Source organism: Pseudomonas sp. B21-021, from assembly GCF_024749205.1.
Taxonomy (GTDB): Bacteria; Pseudomonadota; Gammaproteobacteria; order Pseudomonadales; family Pseudomonadaceae; genus Aquipseudomonas; species Aquipseudomonas paraglycinae.
On sequence record NZ_CP087192.1, the window covers coordinates 1,063,278 to 1,088,385 of the forward strand.

Consider the following 25,108-nt stretch of genomic DNA (forward strand, 5'->3'; position numbering starts at 1 on the left):
GCGCCCGAGGGCGCCTTTTTAGTCCGCGGCTGTCCTTGGTGGCCTCGCCAAGTGGCTGTTTCGAGTAGAAAACGGGAATCTGGAGTTCGTCATGAGTGCTTTTCACGACCTTAAGTTGACAGCCCTGGATGGTCAGGAGCTACCGCTGGCACCCTTCAAGGGCCAAGTCGTGCTGGTGGTCAACGTCGCCTCCAAATGCGGCTTGACCCCACAGTACGCGGCGCTGGAAAACCTTTATCAGCAATACAAAGGCAAAGGCTTCAGTGTGCTGGGCCTGCCGTGCAACCAGTTTGCCGGTCAGGAACCGGGCAGTGAGCAGGAGATCCAGGAATTCTGCAGCCTCAACTATGGCGTGAGTTTTCCGTTGTCGAAAAAGCTCGAAGTCAACGGTCACGACCGTCATCAGCTCTACCGTCTGCTGGCGGGAGAGGGTGCGGAGTTTCCCGGTGACATCACCTGGAATTTCGAGAAATTCCTGCTCGGCAAGGACGGTCGGGTACTGGCCCGATTCTCGCCGCGCACGGCGCCGGATGATCCTTCGGTGATTACGGCGATTGAAAAAGCCCTGAGCTGAAACACAAAAATCGCAGCCCTCGAGCTGCGATTTTTTTCGCCTGCCTTTTGACCCTTAATCATTCAGATCAATAGTGCTATCGCACGGTTGGAACTCCGCATATTATCGCCGTCATATGAATCGCATGCCCGTCGATCAATTTTTCGTGGAGCCTCCCATGCCCGTGCAAGCCCTGTTCAAACCGTTCCAGCTCGGTGCCCTCGAACTGCCGACCCGCGTGGTCATGGCGCCGATGACCCGTTCGTTTTCCCCGGGCGGCGTACCCAATTCCAAAGTGATCGAGTACTACCGTCGTCGTGCAGCGGCCGGTGTCGGCCTGATCATCACCGAGGGCACCACCGTCGGCCACCAGGCTTCCAACGGTTATCCGAACGTGCCGCACTTCTACGGTGAAGCTGCGCTCGCTGGCTGGAAGAAAGTCGTGGACGCGGTGCACGCCGAAGGCGGCAAGATCGTTCCGCAACTGTGGCACGTCGGCAATGTGCGCCGTTTGGGTACCGAACCGGACGCGAGCGTGCCGGGTTACGGTCCGTCGGAAAAACTCAAGGACGGTCAGGTCGTCGTACACGGCATGACCAAACAGGACATCCAGGACGTGATCGCTGCGTTTGCCCAAGCCGCCAAAGATGCCCAGAGCATCGGCATGGACGGCGTGGAAATCCACGGCGCCCACGGTTACCTGATCGACCAGTTCTTCTGGGAAGGCAGCAACCAGCGCACCGACGAATACGGTGGCAGCCTGGCCAACCGTTCGCGTTTCGCTATCGAGCTGATTCAGGCCGTCCGCGCAGCTGTTGGCGAAGGCTTCCCGATCATCTTCCGTTTCTCGCAGTGGAAACAGCAGGACTACACCGCGCGTCTGGTGCAAACCGCCGAAGCGCTGGGCGAATTTCTCAAGCCGTTGTCCGACGCTGGCGTGGACATTTTCCACTGCTCGACGCGCCGTTTCTGGGAGCCGGAATTCGACGGTTCCGACCTGAACCTGGCCGGCTGGACACGCAAACTGACCGGCAAACCGACCATCACCGTCGGCAGCGTCGGCCTCGATGGCGAGTTCCTGCAATTCATGGTCAACACCGACAAGGTCGCGCAACCGGCCAGTCTGGAAAAACTGCTGGAGCGTCTGAACAACGACGAGTTCGATCTGGTGGCGGTGGGTCGTGCGCTGCTGGTCGATCCGGACTGGGCGCAGAAAGTGCGCGAAGGCCGCGAGCAGGACATTCTGCCCTTCAGCCGTGAGGCGTTGATGACGCTGGTTTGATCGCCGTGGGTGGCTTGTCGCGCAGGTCGCGGCAAGCTCCCAACAAATGGTTTTCAAACTGTTCGACGATAGCCGCCCAACCCTGGCGGCTGGCGTGTTGGCGTGCGTTCAGGCGAACGCAGCGCAACCTTTCGTCTTCTTCCAGCAGCCATGCCGCTGCCTCGCAGAACGCCTCTTCATCCCCGGGCATCGCCAGCACGCCGTTGTAGCCATGGCGAATATGCTGGGCCGCTGCGGCCTGATCGTAAGCCACCACCCCAAGGCCTGAGGCCAGCGCTTCGAGCACGACGTTGCCGAAGGTTTCAGTCAGACTCGGAAACAGAAACACATCCCCCGACGCATAGTGCGCCGCCAGTGCTTCGCCCCGTTGCGAGCCGCAGAAAATCGCCTCGGGCAGTTCCTTTTCCAGTGCCATTCGTTGCGGCCCGTCGCCGACCACGATCAACTTCAGGTTGCGCTGTGGATAAGTGCCGGCGAGCTTTTCGAAACTGCGCTTGAGCAGGCCGAGGTTTTTCTCTGGCGCCAGGCGTCCTACGTGAATGACCGCAATGTCCCGCTCGCCAAGACCCCATTGTTCACGCAAGGCATTCAGGCGTTTGGCCGGGTGAAACAACTGACTGTCGACACCCCGCGACAGCAGCGCCAGGCGTTCGAAGTGCCGACGCTCCAGCTCCAGGCGCTGGCTGACACTCGGCACCAGGGTCAGGGCCGAACGATTGTGAAACCAGCGCAGATAATGGGTGAGCAAACGGGTCAGCAAACCCAGTCCGTACTGGTGGGTGTATTGCTGAAAGTTGGTGTGAAAGCCGCTGACCACGGCAATCCCCAGACGACGCGCCGCGCGCAATGCCGACAACCCTAGCGGACCTTCGGTGGCGATGTAGAGCACGTCCGGGCGCTGACGCGTCCAGCGCCTCAGCAACTTGTGCATCGACGACTGACCCCATTGCAGCCCCGGATAACCCGGCAACGGCCAGCCCCGGCACAGCAGCAACGAGTCGTCTTCAGTGCGCTGCGGATCGTCAGCCTGACGCGGTCGCACCAGTTCAACCCGATGCCCGCGTGCGCGCAAGCCGTCGCACAAGCGGCCAAGGGTATTGGCCACGCCGTTGATTTCCGGTGGGAAGGTTTCGCTGATGAGGGTGATATGTAGAGCTGTCGTCATGACCTCAGTGTCGGCTGAGGCCATGTCGTGGTTGTGACGTTCGGATGATGGATTTGTGACGCGGCCTCAGTGTTGGGTCACCAGATTCTCGGCCCCGCGCTCACGCACCCAGAACAGCGTCGCGCCAGCCACGGCGGCCGGCATCATCAGGATGTTGACCACCGGAATCAGCAACACCAGATAAACGATCCCGCCAAAGCTCATGCTCTGCCAGCGCTTCTGGCGCAGCCAGGCGAGCATCTCGTTCCAGCCCAGCTTGTGGTTGTCCGCCGGGTAGTCGATGTACTGGATCGCCATCATCCACACCCCGAACAGCAGCCACAGCGGCGCGGCGACGATGTTCACCACCGGGATGAACGAGAGAATGAACAGGCCGATCGCCCGGGGCAGGAAATAACCGAGCTTGCGCATTTCCCGGGCCAGGGTGCGCGGGATCATGGCGATCAGTTCGCCCCAGCTGAAGGCCGGAAAGTCGTCGGTGCCGCGCACCACCACTTCAACCTTTTCCGCGAGGAAACCGTTGAACGGCGCGGCGATCACGTTGGCCAGCATGGTGAAGGTGAAGAACACCATCAACGCCACCAGCACCACGAACAGCGGCCACAGGACGTAGCTGAGAAAACTCAGCCATTCGGGCAGCGACGGCATCAGCGTGTCGACCCACAGGCTGAACTGGTGGCCGGCCAGATAGATCAATCCGACGAACAGCACCAGGTTGATGGCCAGCGGCAGCAGCACGAACAGGCGCAGGCCAGGGCTCAAGACCAATTTGAGGCCTTCGCGCAGGTATTGCGGGCCGGACAGAACAGGGGCGGGCATAAGGTGCTCCGAGCAAGGGAAAACGCGCCGACCTTACCGACTTTGCAGAACCTGTGAAAGCGCGGCAGCGGGATCGACATTCACTGTAACAAAGACGTCCATCTCGTCAGTGTGTCGGCATAGAGACCACCTATGAGCTGGATTGTTAAACCGTATTTCCTTAATCTTGCCCCCCTCGATACGCTGCACCCAACTTTTTACAGGACTGTCGAGCTCACGCCTTCCCCAAGGTTATCCACAGTCCTTTTTTATTCCCGCCGGCAGTCCGGCGTCCGGCCAGGTGTCTTGGCCGGTCAACAGGAGCAGGTTCATGTCTGAAGTCCGTCATTCGCGAGTGATCATCCTCGGTTCCGGCCCTGCCGGTTACAGCGCTGCCGTCTACGCTGCCCGTGCCAACCTCAAGCCGCTGCTGATCACCGGCATGCAGGCCGGCGGTCAACTGACCACCACCACCGAAGTCGACAACTGGCCGGGCGACGTCCACGGTCTGACCGGCCCGGTGCTGATGGAGCGCATGCGCGAGCACGCCGAGCGTTTTGAAACCGAGATCGTGTTCGATCACATCAACGCTGTGGACTTCGCTTCCAAGCCATACAGCCTGACCGGCGACAGCGGCACCTACACCTGCGACGCGCTGATCATCGCCACCGGCGCCAGCGCTCGTTACCTGGGCCTGCCGTCGGAAGAAGCGTTCATGGGCAAAGGCGTTTCGGCCTGCGCGACCTGTGACGGTTTCTTCTATCGCAACAAGCCGGTGGCTGTGGTCGGTGGCGGCAACACCGCTGTCGAAGAAGCGCTGTACCTGGCCAACATCGCCAGCAAGGTCACCCTGATCCACCGTCGCGAAACCTTCCGCGCCGAGAAGATCCTGATCGACAAGCTCAACGCCCGTGTGGCCGAAGGTAAGATCGAGCTGAAACTGAACGCGACCCTGGACGAAGTGCTGGGCGACAACATGGGCGTGACCGGCGCGCGCCTGAAGAACAACGACGGCAGCTTCGACGAAATCAAGGTCGACGGCGTGTTCATCGCGATCGGCCACACCCCGAACACCTCGTTGTTCGAAGGTCAGCTGGAATTGAAGGACGGCTACCTCGTGGTTCAGGGCGGCCGTGAAGGCAACGCCACCGCGACCAGCGTCGAAGGCATCTTCGCTGCCGGCGACGTGGCCGACCACGTTTACCGTCAAGCCATCACCTCGGCCGGCGCCGGTTGTATGGCGGCACTGGACACCGAGCGTTACCTGGACGATCTGCAGAACGTTTCGTTCTAAGATTGCAGGTACAAAAAAACCGGCCAATTGGCCGGTTTTTTCATGCCCGTTATTCACAGCCACCACGACGGTGATCGTTCCCACGCTCTGCGTGGGAATGCCTCATCTGGACGCTCTGCGTCCTTGGGACGCGGAGCGTCCCCGGCTGCATTCCCACGCGGAGCGTGGGAACGATCTGACGTGAAGAATCAGCGGCGGGTCAGCGGTTGCGCTTCGAATTTCACGCCTGCCAGACCGTGTTGGATCAGCGCACGGATATTGCCGTGATCGCTGCCTTCAGGGGTTGCCACGACCGAGCGGTAGTGTTCGCCGAACGCCAGCAGCGCTTCTTCATCGCTCAAGCCTTCCAGCAGCGCCAGACCCAGGGTCTTGCACGAACCTTCGTTCTGCCCGGCCGCGTTTTCCACGCCGCCGTTGTTGAACGCCTGAGGCTGGTAGTCGTAACCGGCGGCGATGAAGGACAGGGTGTCGGCAAAAACGTGTTCGCCGCTCTTGAGGCTGGCGCGCAGGGTGTTCAGATCACTCATTGGGTTTTCCTTTGGCGAACGCCGCTTGTTGTTCGGCGCTGGCTTCTTGCTGATATTGGGCTTTCCAGTCGGCGTACGGCATGCCGTAAACCACTTCACGGGCATCGTCGAGGCTGACCTCGATCCGGCGCTCGTCGGCCTCGGCCTTGTACCACTTGGACAGGCAGTTGCGGCAGAACCCGGCGAGGTTCATCAGGTCGATGTTCTGCACGTCCTTGCGGCTGTCCAGGTGGGCGACCAGCCGGCGGAAGGCGGCGGCTTCGAGTTCGAGGCGTTGTTGCTCGGTCATGATGGGCTCTGTGCAGTCAAATCGTGGCGCGGATGATAAAAGTCTGACGCCCGGAGCGCCAGACACGTTCAGCGGCTGGCGGCGAGGGTGATCGACACCGACTCGGCAAAACGCAAGGCATGGGGCTTGTCGACTTCGACTTCGGCGTACAGCACCGATTCGTTGGCCATCACCAGATCCAGCAGCTCTTGGGTCAGGCGTTCGAGCAGCGCGAAGCGGTTGCCTTCCACGTGGGCGATGATCGCCTTGGTGATGGTGCGGTAGTTCAGCGCGTGGTCGATGTCGTTGTCACGCACCGCTTCCTGCGCGGCGTACAGGATGGTCAGGTTGATCAGCACATCCTGCTTGTTGAGGATTTCGTCCTCGTTGATCCCGATAAAGGTGCGCAGGCGCAGATCCTTGACCCGGATGCGCGCCATTCCCGGTTGAAGTTGTGGCATTTACTTGCTCCGTCCAATCAATTGCAGGAACTCCTGGCGGGTGTTGCTCGACTCGCGGAAGGCGCCGAGCATGACCGAAGTGTTCATGGTCGAATTCTGTTTCTCGACACCGCGCATCATCATGCACATGTGCCGGGCTTCGATGACCACCGCGACACCAGCGGCATCGGTGACTTGCTGGACCGCCTCGGCGATCTGGCGGGTGAGGTTTTCCTGGATCTGCAGGCGGCAGGCGAACATGTCCACCAGCCTTGCGATCTTCGACAGCCCCAGCACCTTGCCCGTCGGAATATAAGCCACATGGGCCTTGCCGATGAAGGGCAGCAGGTGATGTTCGCACAACGAATAGAGCTCGATGTCGGCGACGATGATCATCTCGTCGGTGTCGGAGGCAAACAGCGCGCCATTGACGATCTCGTCGACGCTCTGTTCATAGCCGTGACACAGATACTGCATGGCCTTGGCCGCCCGCACAGGGGTGTCGAGCAGTCCTTCGCGGTCGGGGTTTTCACCGAGACCGATCAGGATCTCGCGGTAATTCTCGGGCAGGGAACGGGTCATGGAGCATCCTCGCGGGGGCGTATTACTTGACGTGCCGCCCGCCGTTGACGGTCAGGGTCGTGCCGGTGACATACGGGTTGTCGAGCAGATAGCGCAGGCTCTGATAGATCACTTCGCTGCCGGGTTCGATGCCCAGCGCGGACTTGGCCAGGGCCTTGGCGCGGTACGCCGCGTCGTCGTCGGGATTGAACAATAGCAGGGCTGGCGCGATGCCGTTGACCTTGATTGACGGCGCGTAGCGCGCGGCGAAGGACAGCGTGAGACTGTCGAGCCCGGCCTTGCTGGCGCAATAGCCGATGTGTTTGCTGCTGCCCTTACGGGTGACGTCATCGCTGATGTGGATGATGTCGGCAGGACTCGAACGCTGCAGTAATTCGGCGCAATGCAGGTTGATCAGGTACGGCGCCAGCATGTGAATGTTGAACATCCGGCTGAAGGCTTCGGCTTCGCCGTTACCGGTTTCCGCCAGCCACTCCGAGGCGTTGTGCACGATGGCACGCAGGCTGTCGGTGTGGGTCTTCAGTTCGGTGATGAACGCGAGGATCGAGGCTTCGCTGGAAAAGTCCGCGTGCAGCCCGTGGGCGCCCAGATCTCGCAATGCCTTCACACCCGGTCGTTCGCTGCGATAGGTGAAGATCACCCGATGACCGTCTTCCAGCAGACGCTGCGCACAATGCAGGCCGACCCGCTGGCCGGCGCCGGTGATGAGGATGGGAGCTGTGGGAGAAGTCATGTACGGCTCGCGTCGAAGTCAGAGCAAAAACTATAACAGCGACGCGAGCGACGGCTTCAGCGATTTTGCGTGGAGGGTGCGGCAGGCAGTGGGCGCGCAGGCGCCGGGTTGAGCCAGCCGGCCAGCAGGCGGGTCGACAGCGGAATGAAGAAATAGACCATCAACGGGGTCAGGCACAGCGTGCTGATGAAGACCCTCGGCAACAGGCTCATTTCAGCGAGCAGCGGGCCCAGCACGAAATTGAACAGCAGCGACACCGGGAAGAACGCCAGCCAGATCGCCACGGCCTGCTTCCAGCGTGGAGGACGCACGCCGGCTGCACCGAACCAGCCTTCGATTCCGCTGACCCGATGTTCCGTCGGGTGAGCAAACAGATCGCTGCCACGAGCCAGCCATGCAGTGCGCGATGCCGAGTGTTCCCAGGCGTGCAGGGTCTGTTCGTCGACGAAGCGGAAAATGATCTGGAATTCATCGTCGCCGGGAGGCGGGGCCAGTACGCCGGAGCCGAGGTAACCGGGGAAGTCGGTGGCCAGTTGTTCGCCTTCTCGCAACCAGGCGATCAGATCCTGATAACGACCATTGGCGACACGACGCGCGACCATCAGCGTGACGGGGGAAGTAGACATTGTGTATCTCCGTATTGCATTTGCGTCGCTCCGGGTAGGAGTTTCGCCTGACGCAGCGCCGGGGTGGAGGGCTGCGTTTTTCGACAAGCAAGGATTATTCCTGATTATCGTGACAAAACCAGAGACTTTCGTCTCATTTTGTCGGTTGAACCGGGGAGGGGCATCCGGAGTAGAATGGGATCCAACTTCGCCAACAAGGACGTGTCCGCCCAAATGCCTGTCATTACAGACGTTCGCCCTGCTTCGCAGGCATCTGTTGCGCTGGAGCGCGAAGAACTTTTCCCGATACGAGAAGTGTCGCGCCTGACCGGAGTCAACCCGGTCACGCTGCGCGCATGGGAGCGACGTTATGGTTTGATCCAGCCGACACGCACCGAAAGTGGGCACCGGCTGTATTCAATGACCGATATCGAGCGCGTTCGCAGTATCGTCGACTGGATCGATCGCGGTGTTGCCGTGAGCAAGATCGGCAAAATCCTGGCCAAGACCGAGCCGATGAAGGTGCTGGCTCACTTCATTCCCGATGATCTGGTGCAGGCTGACTATATCCAGTGGCAGGAGCAGGTCCGGCAGGCAGTCAGCTCGTTCGACGATCAGTTGCTCGACCGGGTCTACGGACAGATTTTCTCCTCCTATGCGTTGCCCGTGGTGTTTCAGGACATCCTGATGCCGCTGTGGCTGCAAATGCTGCAACGGCAGGACGCGTTCGGGCAGACCAGCGAGTGGCTGTTCTTCGATGGTTTTCTGCGAGCGAAGGTGCTGCAGCGCATCGTCGTGCTGCGCGGCTCGCAACCGCGCAAAGTGATTGTCAGCGCGCTGGCCGGTCAATGTCGTGAGCTTGAATTATTGGTGGCGGCGCTGTTTCTCAGTGGCAATGACGCGGGCGTTCGTGTGCTCACGACCGGTCAGCCGTTCGATGAACTGACGCTGGTTTGTGAAAAGATCAGACCCCAGGCGCTGGTGCTGTTTTCCAATCACGCGCCGACCGCAGAGCTGCCGCGACGTCTGAATCGTCTGGCCTTGAGTCTGGATTGTCAGTTGATGCTGGCAGGCGATGCTGCCGATCTGGCGCAGGACAGCCTGGCCGGATCATCGGTTGGCTGTCTGGGTAACGAAGGGGCGACCATGCGCCAGCGCATGAATCAGTTCCTGGCGGGGACGCTGGATACCTGAGAATCAGGTGTGCAGGGCAGGGTGGGTCAGACGATGCTGTTGCAGGATGAACTGGCGTAGACGCTCGGTTTCGTCGGCATCGCTCTGGCTTAGCTCGTAAGCATAAAAGCCACTTTCGGTTTCCCGCTCGAACGTCCCGCGCAGGGAAATCCGCTCGTAGCCCGACGGGCTGAACCACAAGGCAAAATGCTTCGGCGGTTTGGTCTTGTTGCGCACTTCCAGCAGCACACCCTTGTGCGAAACCTCATGCACCCACAACGTACCGGGCTGGCCCTTGGCATTTTCCAGTGCCACGGGTTCTTCCAGAGTCAGGCGCCATGGGCGCACCATCGGCCCGTCTTCATAGATGCTCGGTACGCCCAGGCGCAGGTGCAGGGCGTGGAACTCGTCTTCCACCAGATGCAGCGGGAAGGTCATCTGCTGATTTTCGAAGCTGGCCTGGATGGTGACTTGCTCATGGGCTGCCAGGCGCGTGAGCAGATCACGGATCTGCGAACCACCATTGACCAGCAGGCTCGACGTCGCATCCCGCACATTGAGTTGCGGGTTGTGTTGCATGGTCTGGATGAAATCCAGCTCATCCTGGGTCAGGAGGGCGTCACGCTGCATGGCTAACTCGAAATGAATAATTACAAAGTATTTGGTGATTGTAGTTAATGACAATTAGTTCGCGGTTTTGTTTGCGCCGTTCGTCGCTTTCAGTTCTGCGAGTTCGGCTTCCAGCGCCGCAACCCGGGCTTCCAGTTGCACAACCCGCTGCTGGGCCTTGACCTGAACGGTGACGTCTTTTTGCACGCCCACGAAATAGGTCATTCCGTCATCGGCATTTTTAATCGTGGACAGGGACAGCTCGTTCCAGAACGGCGTGCCGTCCTTGCGGTAGTTGCGCAGGATTTCCCGGCATGAGCCACCGTTTTGCAGTGCCTCGCGAATCAAGGCGAGACTGGCCTGGTCTCGATCTCCGGCCTGCAGGAAGCGACAGTCCTGATAGAGAATTTCTTCGCGGGTGTAGCCGGTCATCTTTTCGAAAGCCGGGTTCACGTAGATCAGGATGTTGTCCTGATCGCCTTCCTTTTCTGCCACCACGATCCCTTCGTTCGACGCGTTGATCACCATTTGCAGCAGACTGGCATTGATCATCTATGAATCCCTTCAGTGTTATCGACCGCAGGCATTCTAGAAGATCGACCGGCGCTGTCTACTGGCCATCAGCGCTTATCGAGAGCCAATCGCAACATGTCGTCGCTGGCTGTTACTATCGCCGCTCTTTTTTTCAGTTTCAGGATCAGATTGATGAAAGTCGCCATCCTCTCCGGCTCGGTGTACGGCACGGCCGAAGAAGTCGCTCGCCACGCTCAGAGCCTGTTGAACGCCGCCGGTTTTGAAACCTTCTACAACGCCCGCGCCAGCCTTGCCGATCTCCAGGCGTTCGGCCCTGAAGCCTTGCTCGGCGTGACTTCGACCACCGGCATGGGTGAGCTGCCGGACAACCTGCAACCGTTGTATTCGGCGATTCGCGACCAATTGCCGGCGGCCTGGCGTGGTTTGCCTGGCGCCGTGATCGCCTTGGGTGACGCGAGCTACGGCGACACGTTCTGCGGCGGCGGCGAGCAATTGCGCGAGTTGTTCGGCGAACTGGGTGTGCGCGAAGTGCAGGACATGCTGCGCATCGACGCCAGCGAAAGCGTTACCCCGGAAACCGACGCCGAGCCTTGGCTGGAACAGTTGATCGCCACGCTCAAGGGCTGATCCCGCGTTCACGCAACAGCGCCAGCCAGGCCTGTGCAGCCTTTGAAAGATAGGCACCCCGGCGCCAGATGAAAGCGATATCCCAGCGCAAGTAATCCGGCGCGTTCAAGGTCAGGCGTACTACGCCTGGCCGCACCAGTCCGCGCGCCACCACGCTGGGCAGCAACACCACGCCTTGCCCGGCGGCCACTAGCGCTGCGAGAAAATCCGCCTGCCCGCTGCGCCCGCCTTCCTTCGGGGTGAAACCCATCTGCTGGCACGCCTGAAGCAAGCGATCGTTGAGCACGAAACTGCGCTGATACAAAAGAAACGGTGTCTCGGCCAACTCTTCCAGACCGATTTCAGATTTTGCCGCCAGTGGATGATCCACCGGTAGCAGCGCATCGAGCGGTTCATCGCAGAACGGCTGGAAGTCGAACTGCGGATCTTTCGGCAGCAGACTGCCGCCCAACTCCAGCTCCCCGCTGAGCACCGCCTGTTCGATGTTGCGACTGCCGCCTTCAAGCAACTGCACGCTGATGTTCGGGTAGCGCCGTCGGTACTCGGCGAACAGCCCGGCAAACAACGCATCGCTGCCGAGCAATGGCAGCCCGAGACGCAACTCGCCGCGTGCCAGATGGCTGAGGTCATCCAGTTCGCTGAGCAGTTCATTGCGCAACCGCAGCATGCCTTCGGCCCGTTGCAGCACCACGCTGCCGGCGGCGGTCAGGCGTATCTGCGAACCCAGCCGTTCGAGCAGAGGCGTGCCGAGGCTCTGTTCGAGCTGGGCGATCTGCTTGCTCACGGCGGACTGACTGATGTGCAGGGTCTTCGCGGCTTGAGTGAAGCCGCCCTGATGCATGACTTCGACAAAGCTTTTGAGCTGTTTGAATTCCATGGCCTGATTCCAGATTGGAATGGCTTTGAGTCTAACAATTCGCTTCGGAGATGGCAGTCGGGTTCGTAAAATAGGCACCTGAAAGGAGCCCCCCGATGAAAACCTCGACCGTTAAATACCTCTCCCGCCTGCTGGCCGAACTGGCCGTGCTGCTCGCTCTCTACCTGCTCGGCTGCCAGATCGCAGCGTGGCTGGCCTGGCCGATTCCCGGCGGCGTGATCGGCATGGCCCTGTTGCTGCTGGGTTTTGCGTTCGGCTGGGTCAAACCGGCGGCGTTGCAAATGGGCTCTGGGTTATTAATGGCCGAGATGCTGCTGTTCTTCATCCCGGCGCTGATGAGCCTGCTGGATTACGGCGCATTGCTGCGCGATGACGGCTGGCGGATCTTGTTGGTGATCGCGGCCAGCACATTGATGGTGATGCTGGTGACCGCGTTCACCGTGGAACTGGCCGTGCGCCTGAGGCGGTCCCATGAAGCTTGAGCTGATGCCGATGTTCTGGCTGGCGTTTACGTTGCTGGCCTATCTGTTCAGTCGCTGGCTGTATCGCCGGACCGGGCGCTACGTGTTGTCGCCGCTGATTTTGGTCCCCGCGTTGCTGCTGGCGGTTGCCGTGCCGCTGCACACCGCTTACGCCGAATATTCGAGTAACACCCATTGGCTGATGCTGGTGCTCGGTCCGGTCACCGTGGCGTTTGCAGTGCCGATCTGGCAGCAGCGGCGATTGCTCGTGCGCCATTGGTCGGCGTTGTTGTTGGGCATGCTGGCTGGCAGCGCCGCGTCGATCGCCACTTCGTTCGGCCTCGCGAAAGCACTGGCGCTGGACAGTTCGGTGACGCTGTCGCTGGTGCCGCGTTCGATCACCACGCCGTTTGCCATGCCGCTGGCGCAGGACCTTGGTGGTGTGCCGGAGCTGACAGCGGTGTTCGTGATGTTCACCGGTGTGTTCGGCGCGATGCTCGGTGGCGTGCTGCTCAAGTGGCTGCCGTTGCGCAGTGCCTTGGCGCGCGGTGCGTTGTTCGGCGTCGGGGCGCACGGTGCCGGGGTCAGCCGGGCCCATGAAGTGGGCGGTGAGGAAGGCTCGGTCGCGGGGTTGGTGATGGTGCTCACCGGGCTGCTCAATCTGTTCGCCGCGCCTTTGTTGGCGTCGTTGCTTTGACATGGATCCAAGCTGTTTGCGTAGCTGACTCGTTCAGTCATCAAGCTGGCTGCCAATGCAACTACGCGACTGTCCGGGGCTGACTAGACTGCTGACACACGCAAAAACAATAAGAACGCAGAGGTGCATACAGTGAGCGTAGCCCCCGTCCCTTCATCCGTGAACGTCAAAGACCAGGTCAGTGCCGCGGAATGGCAGACCCGGGTCGATCTGGCCGCCTGTTATCGTCTGGTCGCGCTGCATGGCTGGGACGATCTGATCTTTACCCACATTTCCGCCAAGGTGCCCGGCACCGAAGATTTCCTGATCAACCCGTTCGGCCTGATGTTCCATGAGATCACCGCCTCGAGTCTGGTGAAGGTCGACCAGGCCGGCAACAAACTCATGGACAGCCCATACGAAATCAATCCCGCCGGCTACACCATCCACAGCGCCGTGCATGAAGTGCGGCACGATGTGGCCTGCGTGCTGCACACCCACACCGCCTCCGGTGTCGCGGTTTCGGCGCAGAAGCAGGGCGTGTTGCCGATCAGTCAGCAATCGCTGTTCGTGCTGTCGAGCCTGGCCTTTCACGCCTATGAAGGTGTGGCGCTCAACCATGAAGAGAAAGCGCGGTTGCAGGCGGATCTCGGTGACAGCAATTTTCTGATGCTGCACAACCACGGTCTGCTGACCTGTGGCGGCACCATCGCCGACACGTTCCTGATGATGTTCACCTTTCAGCGTGCGTGCGACATCCAGGTCATGGCGCAGACTGGCGGTGCCGAACTGATCGCCATCGAACCGCAGATTCTGGCGGGCGCCAAGGCGATGATCGCCGGCGTCACCAAAAGTGCTCAAGGCATGGGTGGCGCGCTGGCCTGGCCGGCGCTGCTGCGCAAACTCGATAAACAAGACCCCGGGTATAAACTCTAATGCCTCTCGCCGAGATCCCTCTGAGTGCCTGGCGCAAACGCAGCCAGACGTTTGTCTTCCGTGGTCAGCCGATCCGCTACTGGACGGCCGGGCAGGGAGAACCGCTGCTGCTGATCCATGGTTTCCCGACGGCCAGTTGGGACTGGCATTACCTGTGGCAGCCGCTGTCCCAGCGCTACCGGGTGATTGCCTGCGACATGCTCGGCTTCGGCGACTCGGCCAAACCCCTGAATCACACCTACAGCCTGCTGGAGCAGGCCGATCTGCAACAGGCCTTGCTGGCGCATCTGCAGGTCGAACAACCGGTGCACGTTCTGGCCCACGACTACGGCGACAGTGTTGCCCAGGAACTGCTGGCCCGGCATTACGAAGACCGGAGCGAGGTCGCCAGTTGCGTGTTCCTCAACGGTGGTCTGTTCCCGGAAACCCATCGGCCGTTGCTGACGCAAAAACTGCTGCTCAGCCCGTTGGGCTGGATGATTGGCCGGGCGTTTACTCGCGATGCGCTGGTGAAAAATTTCCGGCAGATCTTCGGCCCTGACACCCGGCCCAGCGAAAGCGAGATGGATGATTTCTGGAGCCTGATCGAATGCAATCGCGGGCCGCGGGTCATGCACAAGCTGATTCACTACATTCCCGAGCGCCGGGTTCAGCGTGATCGCTGGGTCGCGGCGATGCAGCGCGGCGAGGTGCCGCTGCGGGTGATCGATGGCGAAGTCGATCCGATTTCCGGCGCGCACATGGTCGAGCGTTATCGCGCGCTGATTCCCGACGCTGACACCGTGCTGTTGCCGGGCATCGGACACTACCCGCAAACCGAAGCGCCGGTGCAGGTGCTCAAGCACTACCTCGAGTTTCGCGATCACTTCGTGTTGCCGCCGCGCAAGGTGGCGTGTTCCTGAATTCGTGCCGCAGGCGCCTGGCGCCTCGGCACGTTTTCATCATCCCCCAGCCTTATCGCGCACCATTCAGCCCCAGCCGTGTTCGTTGTGACCGAACGCGTCGTGCCTGACACTCCGGGACACTGTCCCTCAGGCCTGCTGGAGTTGCCCCGATGAATGAGTCTGTGCGTTTCGAAGATAAAGTCGTGATCGTCACCGGAGCCGGTGGTGGCCTGGGACGCGCTCACGCTTTGCTGTTCGCCAAACAGGGCGCCAAAGTGCTGGTCAACGACCTCGGCGGCTCGACCCAGGGCGAAGGCGCCAACGCTTCGGCCGCTGATCGCGTGGTAGCGGAAATCCGTGATGCCGGCGGCATCGCCGAGGCCAACCATGATTCCGTCACCGACGGCGACAAACTGGTGCAGAACGCGCTCGATGTGTTCGGCCACGTCGACGTGGTGGTGAACAACGCCGGGATCCTGCGCGACAAGACCTTCCATAAAATGGAAGACGCCGACTGGGATCTGGTCTACCGCGTCCACGTCGAAGGCGCCTACAAGGTGACCCGTGCCGCATGGCCGCATCTGCGTGAGCAAAACTACGGGCGAGTGATCTTCACCGCATCGACCTCGGGCATCTACGGCAACTTCGGCCAGTCCAACTACGGCATGGCCAAGCTCGGCCTCTACGGCCTGACCCGCACCCTGGCCATTGAAGGTCGCAAGAACAACATCCTGGTCAACGCCATCGCCCCCACCGGCGGCACCCGCATGACCGAAGGCCTGATCCCGCCGCAAGTGTTCGAACAACTCAAACCGGAGCTGGTCAGCCCGCTGGTGGTGTACCTGGCCAGCGAACAATGCCAGGAAACTTCCGGCCTGTTCGAAGTCGGCGGCGGCTGGATGGGCAAGGTACGCTGGGAGCGCAGCCTGGGCGCCGGGTTCGATCCTCGCGTCGGGTTTTCCCCGGAAGACGTCGCGGCGCACTGGCAGCAGATCTGTGATTTCGAAGGTGCGGCGCATCCGAAGGACAACATCGAGGCGCTGAAGGAAATGATGGGGAATCTGCAGAAGTATTCGTTGTAACCTGAAGTGGCCACCAGGTGAGAGCCTGGTGGCCGATTTGCCGATCAGGTGTATCTGTTTTCGATCATGAATTTTGGAGGGGACCAGTTCGGGCCTTTGATCGCCAGGCCGTGCTCTCCGAGAGCAAGTACCCCGGCGGCGAAGAGGCGGGAGTAGGCGTTTTCGAGTGCGCCATACTCTTTGAGGATGTCACGGTTGTAGAGTCTGATCATCCTGTCCAGATGTGGATTTGCTTTGATCAGCGCGAATACCGCAACGATGTCATCCAGAGGCTCGTTTTTTACGATCTGTTCGACGGTGTTCATTTCCACATCTCCTTCAACAACTGCTGGTATGCGCGTTCTGCTTGTTCTGCGTCTGCTGCCAGCGCTTCAGGTGTATAGAGCAGAGAAGCGTCATCCTTCAATTTGAAGTCTTCCAATGTTGCTGTGTGCACATTGTTCCAAACAGGTGAATCTGGATCAGGCCGCTCGGTATCGCCATACCCCAAGGCCCTGAATCTTTCCAGCTCCCTTAACTCGTGAGTATAGAAGCGCTTGTCTGTGTCCGTTATTTCAAGCTCTCCGCTGATGATTTTTTCCAGGCGGTCAAGCATTACCTTATTGGCGGCCGATTCAGGAAATCTGGATATGTGCAGTTTCACGATAGTTGCTCCTTCTGATGTTGCAGTTACAGGTGTCCATGCCAAATCAAGAATTGAGCCGCCGATTTCTTTGGGGTTGAATGCGCGGCCACTGTGCTCGCCATCTTCGACGCCTCCGTCATAAGGACTGCTGAAAACCACATACAGAGGCGGTATCCCCGACTCAATCGGAAAGACCGTGATAAACCCACCCAACTCATACCGATCCAGTTCAGGAAACGGGTCGATCCGCCCCTCTCCAGGAACTACTTCAGCACCGTCGTAAATCGGCAGTTCCGAATCGGCCTGCGGCAAGTCCGTCGAGGGATTCAGCTGATCTACCAATGGCGTCCAGGTCAGCGTGGGGCCGTTGGTGTCGCTGGCAGTGGAAACGTAGGTGTTTGTGCGAGCGTCGAAGTGTGCGGCCCTGACGGGTACATTGGCGGGGACAGTCAGACCGTCCGTGGTGACTACAACGAACTCGATTTTGTCGCCCATCGTCGATGAACCGAGCCTGACCGGCAGATCGACATCTCCTCCAATGGCGGCTGACTGATACAGCTCATCGCTGCTCAAGTCGGGTGCCAGGTCTGACAGTGGAACGCTGGCAGAGTAAAGATCGCCGTTGCCCAGTCTCGAGGGTGCAAGCAAAGCGGCGAACCCGACAATTACCGGCGCAGCCGCTGTGTATATACCCGTCAGCGCCAGGGACACCGCCGTTCGCAGCGATGTTCTGAGTGCCAGCGTAGTTGCCGGGTTGTTGCCAAAGACGCCAAGCGGCCCGCTGAAGGTGGGGCCGAATGCGGCCATTGATCCGGCATTGGCAACGACGGGGGATTGTCCGTTCGGGGCGTTTTTCGCTTGCAGACGTGCCTGCTCGGCAGCCATCTGCTGTGCGATGGCTTCGGCGGCGATTCGCGCCTGCTCGGCGGCAAGCCGTTGCACCTCAGCCAGCGCTGCAAGGCGCGCCTCTTCACGGGCCTGGATTTCCTTTTGCACCTTTTGCTGCCGTGCCGCCTCTGCGAGTGCTCGCTGACGGTGTTGTTCAGCAGCGATTCGGGCTCGTTCGGCTGTTTGCCTGGCCAGCTCCCGGTCGTTGGCTTGGGAGGCGGCAAGCCAGGTGTAATAGTTGGTGTTCTGTCGACTCAGAATGTCGATGGTCTGGGACAGCAGCCTCACTTCATGAGCCGCGCGGTACGAAACGGTCCAAGCTTGTATGGCTATGCCATAGGGCTTGATCTGCGGCTCCATCTGCGAAGCCTTTTGGATAAATTCGGGCAGCGTTTTATTGGCAGGGTCACTGCCGAAGAACTGGTTAGCGATGGCGCTTTGTTGCTGAAGTACTACCGTCTTGCGCGCTATCAATCTGTTGCGAATGTCCAGTTCGCGAATAACCGCTTGCGTGGGAGGTAGATAATGATTGGAGCCCTCCTGCCGAATCGTCGCTAATTCATGTTCAATTGTTTGTGGTAATTGAGTCGTACGGGTTTGATATTCACTCTCCAGAACACTGATATTTGATTGCATGGCGTGTGCGATCATATGAGCGGAGTGGGCGGTCATTTGCATGCCATGCCCATGGCCAAACATCCCGCTGCCGTGAGGAATTCTGGGCGAATGGGATGGCGGCATAATGAATGTGTCGCGTGGTGCAATGCCTCGTATATGGACGGCGTCGTTAATGCCTATTTCCAATCTTCCTGATGGAGGGGTTGCCATATCCATATCCTTTTGAATAAGCAGGTTTGTAATAAGCCGGCAAAAAGTCGTAGCGCCGACAAGCGTTTGCATGGAATCAAGTTACAGCAAGATGTGTTGGCCTGATTCTGATTAGGCTGTAGTTGATGGCGAATTAATCTGTATGAAATTTGAGCGGGTATTAAAAAGAGTGGGTATTTCCCGTTTTAAAATGGAAATATCTGACGAGCTATTCGGAATCTTCCATAAGTGAACGATGTGATCTTTTTCGCAGGCATAAAAAAGGCCGCTGCAAACGCAGCGGCCAAGGTAAGACGTTGGATCAAGGAGCTACAAATCAACGTCAGTGAACACCGGGGCGAGGGATCGAAAACGCTTCGGTCCATCAGAAATCGGTTGCCGACGACTCGGTCGCGGACTTCGTGCTTGCTGGCGGTCTGCCGTGAAAGCCCGCTCAGAATAAGGGCTGGCGCCTCAGGGAAAAATAGCGATTCCGGACATGCACTGTTACGGAGCATGTAACAGTGGGGCGCACCGCAGTCGTCATTATCCGTTGCGTTGATAGTGGTGCATCCAGCCTGTTCATGGCGGGCGCAAAGCCTTGTCGCAGGCGGGGATTCATCCTTTCGAGCGACAGCGTGAATACCTCCTTGGTGCGCTTATCGTCCCCGTGTGGCGGCAGTAGGGTGAGGCCTTCTGTCACTCACCGGGGAAGACGCATGACAAAAACAACAATGCGCGCCATCTTCACACCGCACGCGCTCGCCGCTGCGGTGGCCTTGGGTTGCTGTGCCCAGGCGCACGCGGTCGCTTTCAATATCGGGGAAATCGAAGGCACCTTCGATTCGTCGCTGTCGGTGGGTGCGAGCTGGGGCATGCGCGATGCCGACAAGTCGCTGGTGGGTACGGTCAACGGCGGGACCGGCCAGTCTTCCACCGGTGATGACGGGCGTTTGAACTTCAAGAAGGGCGAGACCTTTTCCAAGATCTTCAAGGGCATCCACGACCTCGAACTGAAGTACGGCGACACCGGTGTGTTCGTGCGCGGCAAGTACTGGTACGACTTCGAACTCAAGGACGAAGACCGCGAGTTCAAACAGATCAGCGACAAGGGCCGCAAGGAGGGCGCGAAGTCTTCGGGCGCGCAGATTCTCGATGCGTTCGTCTATCACAACTATTCCATCGCCGATCTGCCGGGCACCGTGCGTGCCGGCAAGCAGGTGGTGAGCTGGGGCGAAAGCACCTTCATCGGCAACTCGATCAACAGCATCAACCCGATCGACGTCTCGGCGTTCCGCCGGCCAGGTGCGGAGATCAAGGAAGGGCTGATTCCGGTGAACATGCTGTTCGCCTCTCAGGGGTTGACCGATCAACTGACGGTCGAGGGCTTCTATCAACTGGAATGGGATCAGACCGTCCTCGACAACTGCGGCACCTTCTTCGGTGTCGACGTGGCGGCGGACGGTTGCAACAACGGCTACACCGTCGGTAGCCCGGCGATCGCCCCGTTGGCGCCGCTGGCTGCAGCCTTTGGCCAGCCGATCCAGGTCACCCGCGAAGGCGTGATCGTGCCCCGTGGCGGCGACCGCGATGCGCGGGATTCCGGGCAATGGGGCACGGCGTTGCGCTGGCTCGGCGATGACACCGAGTACGGCCTCTACTTCATGAACTATCACAGCCGCACGCCGACGGTTGGCACCAGCACCGCCGGGCTGTCGACCCTCGCGGCGCTGCCGGGCATGGTCGGGATCGCCAACCGGCTGGCGCCCGGCAGCGGTTCGGGGCTGGCGCAAAGCGTGATGCTCGGGCGCGGTCAGTACTACCTCGAATACCCGGAAGACATCCGCCTGTACGGCGCGAGTTTCTCCACCACACTGCCGACCGGCACCGCCTGGACCGGCGAGATCAGCTACCGGCCCAACGCGCCGGTGCAGGTCAACACCAACGACTTGACTCTGGCCCTGCTCAATCCGATTGCCGGTGGTGCCGCGTCGCCGCTGGTTACCTCGCCGGGTGCCGACAACAAGGGCTACCGGCGCAAGGAAGTGACGCAGATCCAGAGCACGCTGACGCACTTTTTCGATCAGGTCTGGGGCGCTCAGCGTCTGACCCTGGTCGGCGAAGCGGCGGTGGTGCGGGTCGGTGGCCTGGAGTCGCGCAGCAAACTGCGTTACGGCCGTGACTCGGTCTACGGCCAGTACGGTTTCGGCGGTGACACCGACGGTTTCGTCACCTCCACCTCTTGGGGCTATCGCGCCCGGGCGATCCTCGATTACGCCAACGTGATCGGCGGGATCAACCTCAAGCCCAACCTGTCCTGGTCCCACGACGTCGCCGGTTATGGCCCTAACGGTCTGTTCAACGAAGGCGCCAAGGCTGTCAGCGTCGGGGTCGATGCCGACTACCGCAACACCTATACCGCGAGCCTGAGTTACACCGATTTTTTCGGTGGTGACTACAACACCCTCGAAGACCGTGACTTCGTGGCCCTGAGCTTCGGTGTGAACTTCTGATCTGCCCGAGAAGGATGAATGCAATGCGCAAGATGATTCTGCAATGCGGTGTCCTGGCCCTGAGCCTGCTGGCCGCCAACGTGATCGCGGCGGTGTCGCCGGACGAAGCCAACAAGCTCGGCACCAGCCTGACGCCGCTGGGCGCCGAGAAGGCCGGCAACGCCGACGGCTCGATTCCGGCCTGGACCGGCGGTATCCCGAAAAACGCCGGTGCGGTCGACAGCAAGGGCTTCCTGGCTGACCCGTTCGCCAGCGAAAAACCGCTGTTCACCATCACCGCCGCCAACGTCGACAAGTACAAGGACAAGCTGTCCGACGGTCAGGTCGCGATGTTCAAGCGCTACCCTGAAACCTACAAGATTCCGGTCTACCCGACCCATCGCACCGTAGCCGTGCCGCCGGAAATCTACGAGTCGGCCAAGCGCAGCGCGCTCAACGTCACCACGATCAACGACGGTAACGGTCTGGCCAACTTCACCGGCAATCGCTACTACGCGTTCCCGATTCCCAAGAACGGGGTCGAGGTGTTGTGGAACCACATCACCCGTTATCACGGCGGCAACCTGCGGCGGATCATCACGCAGGTTACCCCGCAAACCAATGGCAGCTACACGCCGATCCGCTTTGAAGAAGAGATCGCCGTGCCGCAACTGATGAAGGATCTCGATCCGGAAAAAGCCGCCAACGTTCTGACTTTCTTCAAACAGTCGGTGACAGCGCCGGCGCGTCTGGCCGGTAACGTGCTGCTGGTGCACGAGACCCTCGATCAGGTGAAGGAACCTCGCCTGGCATGGATCTACAACGCCGGGCAGCGCCGGGTGCGGCGTGCGCCGCAGGTCGCCTATGACGGGCCGGGCACCGCTGCCGACGGCCTGCGCACCTCGGACAACTTCGACATGTTCTCCGGCGCGCCGGACCGCTACGACTGGAAACTGATCGGCAAGAAGGAAATGTACATTCCGTACAACAGCTACAAACTCGATTCGCCAAGCCTCAAGTACGACGACATCGTCAAGGCCGGACACATCAACCAGGACCTGACCCGCTATGAACTGCACCGGGTCTGGGAAGTGGTCGGCACGGTGAAACCGAACGAGCGGCACATCTACGCCAAGCGCCACATGTACATCGACGAGGACAGCTGGCAAGTGGCGCTGGCCGATCACTACGACGGTCGCGGGCAACTGTGGCGAGTGGCCGAAGGGCACGCTCAGTACTACTACGATCACCAGGCCCAGGCCTACACCCTCGAAGCGCTCTACGACATCATCGCCGGCCGCTACATTGCCCTAGGGATGAAGAACGAAGAGAAGCACAGCTTCGAATTCGGCTTCGAAGCCAAGGCCGCCGACTACACCCCGTCGGCCCTGCGCGCCGAGGGCGTACGGTAAGGGTTTCGATACATGGGCAAGGCAAAAGGCGACCGTACGGTCGCCTTTTTTATGGGCGCCAATCAGCGTACTGAATACTCGTCAACAAGCGCCGGGGAGAGGGCTAGGGTGAGCGTACAACGATAAAAAGGCGTACCCGATGACCGCCATGACCCACGCTCCGGATCGAGCGGGTTTTCTCCCGAGACTGTCTTCCCATCACCTTGCGCGTCCGCGTCTTTGCGGGGCTCTGCTGGAGTCAGCGGCGCGGGTCAAACTGGTCTGCGCACCGGCCGGCAGCGGCAAGACCGCGCTGCTCACCGAATGCCTGCTTCAGGCGCCCGTCAATTGCACGCTGTGTTGGTTGCCGCTGGCGGGCTCGTCCTTGAGCGTTGGCGAATTTTGCGAACGGCTGGCGCGCACTATGGGACTGACAGGCGCAGACGAGACATCACTGCTGTATGAACTGGCGCGGCGTACTTCGACAACGTGGGTGCTGATCGATGATTACTGCCGATATCCGGAGCCTGCACTGGATGCCTTTCTCGACCGGATGCTGGCGGTCAGCAGTCCGGCCCTGACGTGGTGGATCGGCACGCGGCGTCGTCCGTCCTGCAACTGGCCCCGCTTGTTGCTCGATGATGCCCTGTACGAATGTGAAGGGGCGGCGTTGGCGCTGACCCTGGACGAAATCGCACAAGCGTTGCGACACTTGCCTCCCGCCCAGGCCGACAGCGTGGCGGGGCGCATCTTCCAGCGCAGCGGCGGCTGGTGCGCCGGGGTGCGGATGCTGTTGATGCAAAAATGCGACTGGTCGCAAAAGACCTTGCCGCAGCAACGCATGGACACCTTGCTGGACTACCTGCAACACGAACTCTTCAGTGGTCTTAGCCCGGAACTCGCCGAGGCCTGGCGTGTGCTGGCGCATTTGCCGCGGTTCAATGCCGAGCTCTGTGAACACCTGTTTGGTGCCGGAGAGGGCGCGCAGTACTTGCGCACGCTGCAAGTACTCGGCTGCTTTATCGAGCCCTGGAACGATTCGGCCGACTGGCTGCAGGTTTGCCCGTCACTGTCGCACGTCATTCGCGAAGAGCAGTGGCCATCGGGGCGTTCCTGGCATCGTCGGGCATGCCAGTGGTTCGCTGCCGCGAATGACTGGCGCTCGGCTTTTGAACAGGCTCTCCTGGCCGAAGAACATGAGGCGGCCATCAGTCTGTTGCAGCACTTCAGCTTCGAGCATCTGTTCGAAGAGCAAACGGTGGTGCTGTTGTTACGGCTGCATGAAATCCGCGGCGGTGAGCTGACAATGAGTTCGCCACAGCTGGTCGGACTGATGACGGCGGCGTTGCTGTTTGCCGGTCGCTTTGAACAGGCGGGGCAATGCATTGCGCGTCTTTCGTGTTTCCTGCCGCAATCCTCTGCACAGGGTGAGTGTCAGCTGATTGCACGCTGGCAGGCGTTGAGCGGTTGGCTCGCGCATCTCGAGGGGCGGATGGGGGCTGCCCAAGAGCACTTCTCTCAAGCATTGGAAGTACTGGATGCGGACAGCTGGATCGCTCGGGCAATGTGTTTGTCCGGATTGACCCAGCAAGCACTTTTAAGAGGCGAACTCGACGTTGCGCATGCCTGTAACCGCCAGGCGCTGTGTCTGGCACGCGCGCAAGGTTCGCTGGTGTTCGAGGCACTGCTTGAGCTCGATCATGCGCAATTGCTGGAGCAGCGCGGCACAGCGTCCCGGGCTGAAAGCCTTCTGGCCAATGTCCACGATTTGCTTGGCAAGCAATCGAATCGGCCGACACCGTTGATGGGAAGAATCGCGTTACGCCGAGGGCGGCTGGCTTTGAGTCAGGGGTTGGACGCCCGCGCCGCAGGGTTTTTCCAGGCCGGCCTGGAGGACTGCAAACGCAATCATGACAAGCGCGTGCTGTATGGCTTCATCGGACTGGCGCAATTGGCCGCCAACCAGGCGGATTACGAACAGGCTTTCGTGTGCCTGCGCGATGCCGAGCGGCTGATGCAACTGCGGCAGATTCCGGACACGGTCTATCGCGGTGCCTTGTTGCACGCCAGCAGCCTTTTCTGGCTGCAGCAAGGACGTAACGAACTGGTTTGCGAGGCGATGACCCGCCTGCTGCGACACTATCAGGGACCCGGTGCATTGCAGGCTCCACCTGCGACGCTGGAGCTGATTCCACGTATCGAGTATTTGCTGATCCTGGCCGAGGTTGAATTACACAAGGCTCACTGCCCGATCGCGCGCCTCCAGCAGCTTCTGGAAACCGCCCGGCATTGCAGAATGCTTTCTCTGGAAACCGACCTCCACCTGGCATTGGCCGAGGTCGCGTTCGCGCTGGGTGACGAATTGTTGGCCAGATCTCATTTGCAGGCGGGTTGTGAAATGGCCAGCCTGCATGGACTGCATCAGGCGCTGCATGAACTGAAAATGCGCCGTCCCGAACTGATTGACGGGGTTGCCGAGACACCTTGTGCAGTCAGTTCGAGCGGTGGCGCATTGCTCAGTCAGCGAGAACTGGAAGTTTTGAGACTGATTGCCAAAGGGTATTCCAATCAACAGATTGCAGATCAGCTGTTTATTTCCTTACATACGGTAAAGACTCATGCCAGGCGTATACATGGAAAGTTGGGTGTCGAGCGCAGAACGCAAGCAGTGGCCAGTGCAAAGATACTGGGTCTGGATGTATAGCGGCGTTACAGCGGGAGAATGATTTATTTGTTCGGTTTCTTCTCGGAGATAATTATTAAATATTCAAAATGTGAAGTAACGGGTCGCTTGTTTTA

26 protein-coding genes are annotated in these 25,108 nt (G+C 60.1%); 13 read left to right on the plus strand and 13 right to left on the minus strand.

The genetic code is table 11. From position 1 onward, the window contains the following. Positions 1-91 precede the first annotated feature (91 nt). Entirely contained in the window at positions 92-574 is a 483-nt protein-coding gene (locus LOY31_RS04565) for a glutathione peroxidase (protein ID WP_007959082.1), read from the plus strand. A gap of 157 nt (positions 575-731) precedes the next feature. After that, positions 732-1,835: an NADH:flavin oxidoreductase gene (locus LOY31_RS04570; protein WP_064600676.1), complete on the plus strand. Its 1,104-nt coding sequence runs from the start codon at positions 732-734 to the stop codon at positions 1,833-1,835. Here the strand turns inward: LOY31_RS04570 and LOY31_RS04575 are convergent. Both LOY31_RS04575 and cysZ read right to left on the minus strand, forming a co-directional pair. Beyond that, the gene (locus LOY31_RS04575) at positions 1,804-3,024 is read right to left on the minus strand and encodes a glycosyltransferase family 1 protein (protein ID WP_085685755.1); all 1,221 of its coding nucleotides are present in this window, start codon (positions 3,022-3,024) and stop codon (positions 1,804-1,806) included. The two genes, LOY31_RS04570 and LOY31_RS04575, sit on opposite strands and share 32 nt — an antisense overlap. Before the next feature lie 42 nt (positions 3,025-3,066). Further along, on the minus strand, positions 3,067-3,819 hold the full coding sequence (gene cysZ / locus LOY31_RS04580) for a sulfate transporter CysZ (RefSeq protein WP_221533403.1): 753 nt from the start codon (positions 3,817-3,819) through the stop codon (positions 3,067-3,069). A gap of 310 nt (positions 3,820-4,129) precedes the next feature. On the opposite strand from cysZ, the gene trxB reads away from it, so the two are divergent. Continuing rightward, positions 4,130-5,092: a thioredoxin-disulfide reductase gene (trxB, locus tag LOY31_RS04585; protein WP_007957204.1), complete on the plus strand. Its 963-nt coding sequence runs from the start codon at positions 4,130-4,132 to the stop codon at positions 5,090-5,092. Positions 5,093-5,280: 188 nt separating this feature from the next. On the opposite strand, the gene LOY31_RS04590 is transcribed toward trxB, so the two are convergent. The 6 genes from LOY31_RS04590 to LOY31_RS04615 all read right to left on the minus strand — a co-directional run bounded on the left by LOY31_RS04590 (position 5,281) and on the right by LOY31_RS04615 (position 8,268). Further along, positions 5,281-5,619 (minus strand): HopJ type III effector protein, encoded by a 339-nt coding sequence (locus LOY31_RS04590; RefSeq protein ID WP_011332495.1) that lies wholly within the window; start codon positions 5,617-5,619, stop codon positions 5,281-5,283. Next, positions 5,612-5,908: a DUF1244 domain-containing protein gene (locus LOY31_RS04595; RefSeq protein WP_007957206.1), complete on the minus strand. Its 297-nt coding sequence runs from the start codon at positions 5,906-5,908 to the stop codon at positions 5,612-5,614. Before LOY31_RS04595 ends, LOY31_RS04590 begins: the two co-directional genes overlap by 8 nt. Before the next feature lie 68 nt (positions 5,909-5,976). Further along, on the minus strand, positions 5,977-6,348 hold the full coding sequence (gene folX, locus LOY31_RS04600) for a dihydroneopterin triphosphate 2'-epimerase (RefSeq protein WP_007957207.1): 372 nt from the start codon (positions 6,346-6,348) through the stop codon (positions 5,977-5,979). Further along, complete coding sequence (gene folE / locus LOY31_RS04605) at positions 6,349-6,909, minus strand: GTP cyclohydrolase I FolE (RefSeq protein ID WP_221533404.1); 561 nt, start codon at positions 6,907-6,909, stop codon at positions 6,349-6,351. It abuts the gene before it with no gap. A gap of 22 nt (positions 6,910-6,931) precedes the next feature. Continuing rightward, complete coding sequence (gene folM, locus LOY31_RS04610) at positions 6,932-7,642, minus strand: dihydromonapterin reductase (protein WP_221533405.1); 711 nt, start codon at positions 7,640-7,642, stop codon at positions 6,932-6,934. A gap of 56 nt (positions 7,643-7,698) precedes the next feature. Beyond that, positions 7,699-8,268, minus strand: coding sequence for an antibiotic biosynthesis monooxygenase (locus LOY31_RS04615; protein ID WP_085608094.1), 570 nt, complete (start codon positions 8,266-8,268; stop codon positions 7,699-7,701). Positions 8,269-8,481: 213 nt separating this feature from the next. Here LOY31_RS04615 and LOY31_RS04620 point away from each other — a divergent pair, with 213 nt between their 5' ends. Then, on the plus strand, positions 8,482-9,441 hold the full coding sequence (locus LOY31_RS04620) for a MerR family transcriptional regulator (RefSeq protein ID WP_221533443.1): 960 nt from the start codon (positions 8,482-8,484) through the stop codon (positions 9,439-9,441). Between the two features lie 3 nt (positions 9,442-9,444). Here the strand turns inward: LOY31_RS04620 and LOY31_RS04625 are convergent, their stop codons facing one another. Together LOY31_RS04625 and LOY31_RS04630 are read right to left on the minus strand one after the other, a co-directional pair. After that, positions 9,445-10,050, minus strand: a complete 606-nt coding sequence (locus LOY31_RS04625; RefSeq protein WP_221533406.1) for a hypothetical protein — start codon at positions 10,048-10,050, stop codon at positions 9,445-9,447. Between the two features lie 54 nt (positions 10,051-10,104). Beyond that, positions 10,105-10,581, minus strand: coding sequence for a PAS domain-containing protein (locus LOY31_RS04630; protein WP_221533407.1), 477 nt, complete (start codon positions 10,579-10,581; stop codon positions 10,105-10,107). A gap of 153 nt (positions 10,582-10,734) precedes the next feature. Between LOY31_RS04630 and LOY31_RS04635 the strand changes: the two genes are divergently transcribed. Then, positions 10,735-11,190, plus strand: a complete 456-nt coding sequence (locus LOY31_RS04635) for a flavodoxin (RefSeq protein WP_085746948.1) — start codon at positions 10,735-10,737, stop codon at positions 11,188-11,190. On the opposite strand, the gene LOY31_RS04640 is transcribed toward LOY31_RS04635, so the two are convergent. Next, on the minus strand, positions 11,180-12,067 hold the full coding sequence (locus tag LOY31_RS04640; RefSeq protein ID WP_221533408.1) for a LysR family transcriptional regulator: 888 nt from the start codon (positions 12,065-12,067) through the stop codon (positions 11,180-11,182). The genes LOY31_RS04635 and LOY31_RS04640 overlap by 11 nt on opposite strands. A 95-nt stretch (positions 12,068-12,162) precedes the next feature. On the opposite strand from LOY31_RS04640, the gene LOY31_RS04645 reads away from it, so the two are divergent. The 5 genes from LOY31_RS04645 (at position 12,163) to LOY31_RS04665 (ending at position 16,106) form a co-directional block, all read left to right on the plus strand. After that, positions 12,163-12,549 (plus strand): CidA/LrgA family protein, encoded by a 387-nt coding sequence (locus tag LOY31_RS04645; protein WP_221533409.1) that lies wholly within the window; start codon positions 12,163-12,165, stop codon positions 12,547-12,549. Next, positions 12,539-13,225 carry an LrgB family protein gene (locus tag LOY31_RS04650; protein ID WP_221533410.1) on the plus strand — a complete coding sequence of 229 codons (687 nt, stop codon included), beginning with the start codon at positions 12,539-12,541 and terminating at the stop codon, positions 13,223-13,225. Before LOY31_RS04645 ends, LOY31_RS04650 begins: the two co-directional genes overlap by 11 nt. 132 nt (positions 13,226-13,357) lie before the next feature. Then, positions 13,358-14,140 (plus strand): class II aldolase/adducin family protein, encoded by a 783-nt coding sequence (locus LOY31_RS04655; protein ID WP_007957227.1) that lies wholly within the window; start codon positions 13,358-13,360, stop codon positions 14,138-14,140. Then, positions 14,140-15,042, plus strand: a complete 903-nt coding sequence (locus tag LOY31_RS04660; protein ID WP_221533411.1) for an alpha/beta fold hydrolase — start codon at positions 14,140-14,142, stop codon at positions 15,040-15,042. The genes LOY31_RS04655 and LOY31_RS04660 overlap by 1 nt, the downstream gene beginning before the upstream one ends. Before the next feature lie 152 nt (positions 15,043-15,194). Then, on the plus strand, positions 15,195-16,106 hold the full coding sequence (locus LOY31_RS04665; RefSeq protein ID WP_221533412.1) for an SDR family oxidoreductase: 912 nt from the start codon (positions 15,195-15,197) through the stop codon (positions 16,104-16,106). Between the two features lie 44 nt (positions 16,107-16,150). Here the strand turns inward: LOY31_RS04665 and LOY31_RS04670 are convergent, their stop codons facing one another. Together LOY31_RS04670 and LOY31_RS04675 are read right to left on the minus strand one after the other, a co-directional pair. Beyond that, positions 16,151-16,411, minus strand: a complete 261-nt coding sequence (locus LOY31_RS04670) for a hypothetical protein (protein ID WP_221533413.1) — start codon at positions 16,409-16,411, stop codon at positions 16,151-16,153. After that, positions 16,408-18,519 (minus strand): S-type pyocin domain-containing protein, encoded by a 2,112-nt coding sequence (locus tag LOY31_RS04675; protein WP_258712916.1) that lies wholly within the window; start codon positions 18,517-18,519, stop codon positions 16,408-16,410. Before LOY31_RS04675 ends, LOY31_RS04670 begins: the two co-directional genes overlap by 4 nt. Before the next feature lie 626 nt (positions 18,520-19,145). On the opposite strand from LOY31_RS04675, the gene LOY31_RS04680 reads away from it, so the two are divergent. The 3 genes from LOY31_RS04680 (at position 19,146) to LOY31_RS04690 (ending at position 25,013) form a co-directional block, all read left to right on the plus strand. After that, entirely contained in the window at positions 19,146-20,939 is a 1,794-nt protein-coding gene (locus LOY31_RS04680; RefSeq protein WP_085746956.1) for a DUF1302 domain-containing protein, read from the plus strand. Between the two features lie 23 nt (positions 20,940-20,962). Next, positions 20,963-22,330: a DUF1329 domain-containing protein gene (locus LOY31_RS04685; RefSeq protein WP_011332510.1), complete on the plus strand. Its 1,368-nt coding sequence runs from the start codon at positions 20,963-20,965 to the stop codon at positions 22,328-22,330. A gap of 139 nt (positions 22,331-22,469) precedes the next feature. Further along, positions 22,470-25,013: a LuxR C-terminal-related transcriptional regulator gene (locus LOY31_RS04690; protein ID WP_258712917.1), complete on the plus strand. Its 2,544-nt coding sequence runs from the start codon at positions 22,470-22,472 to the stop codon at positions 25,011-25,013. The last annotated feature ends 95 nt before the right edge of the window (positions 25,014-25,108 follow it).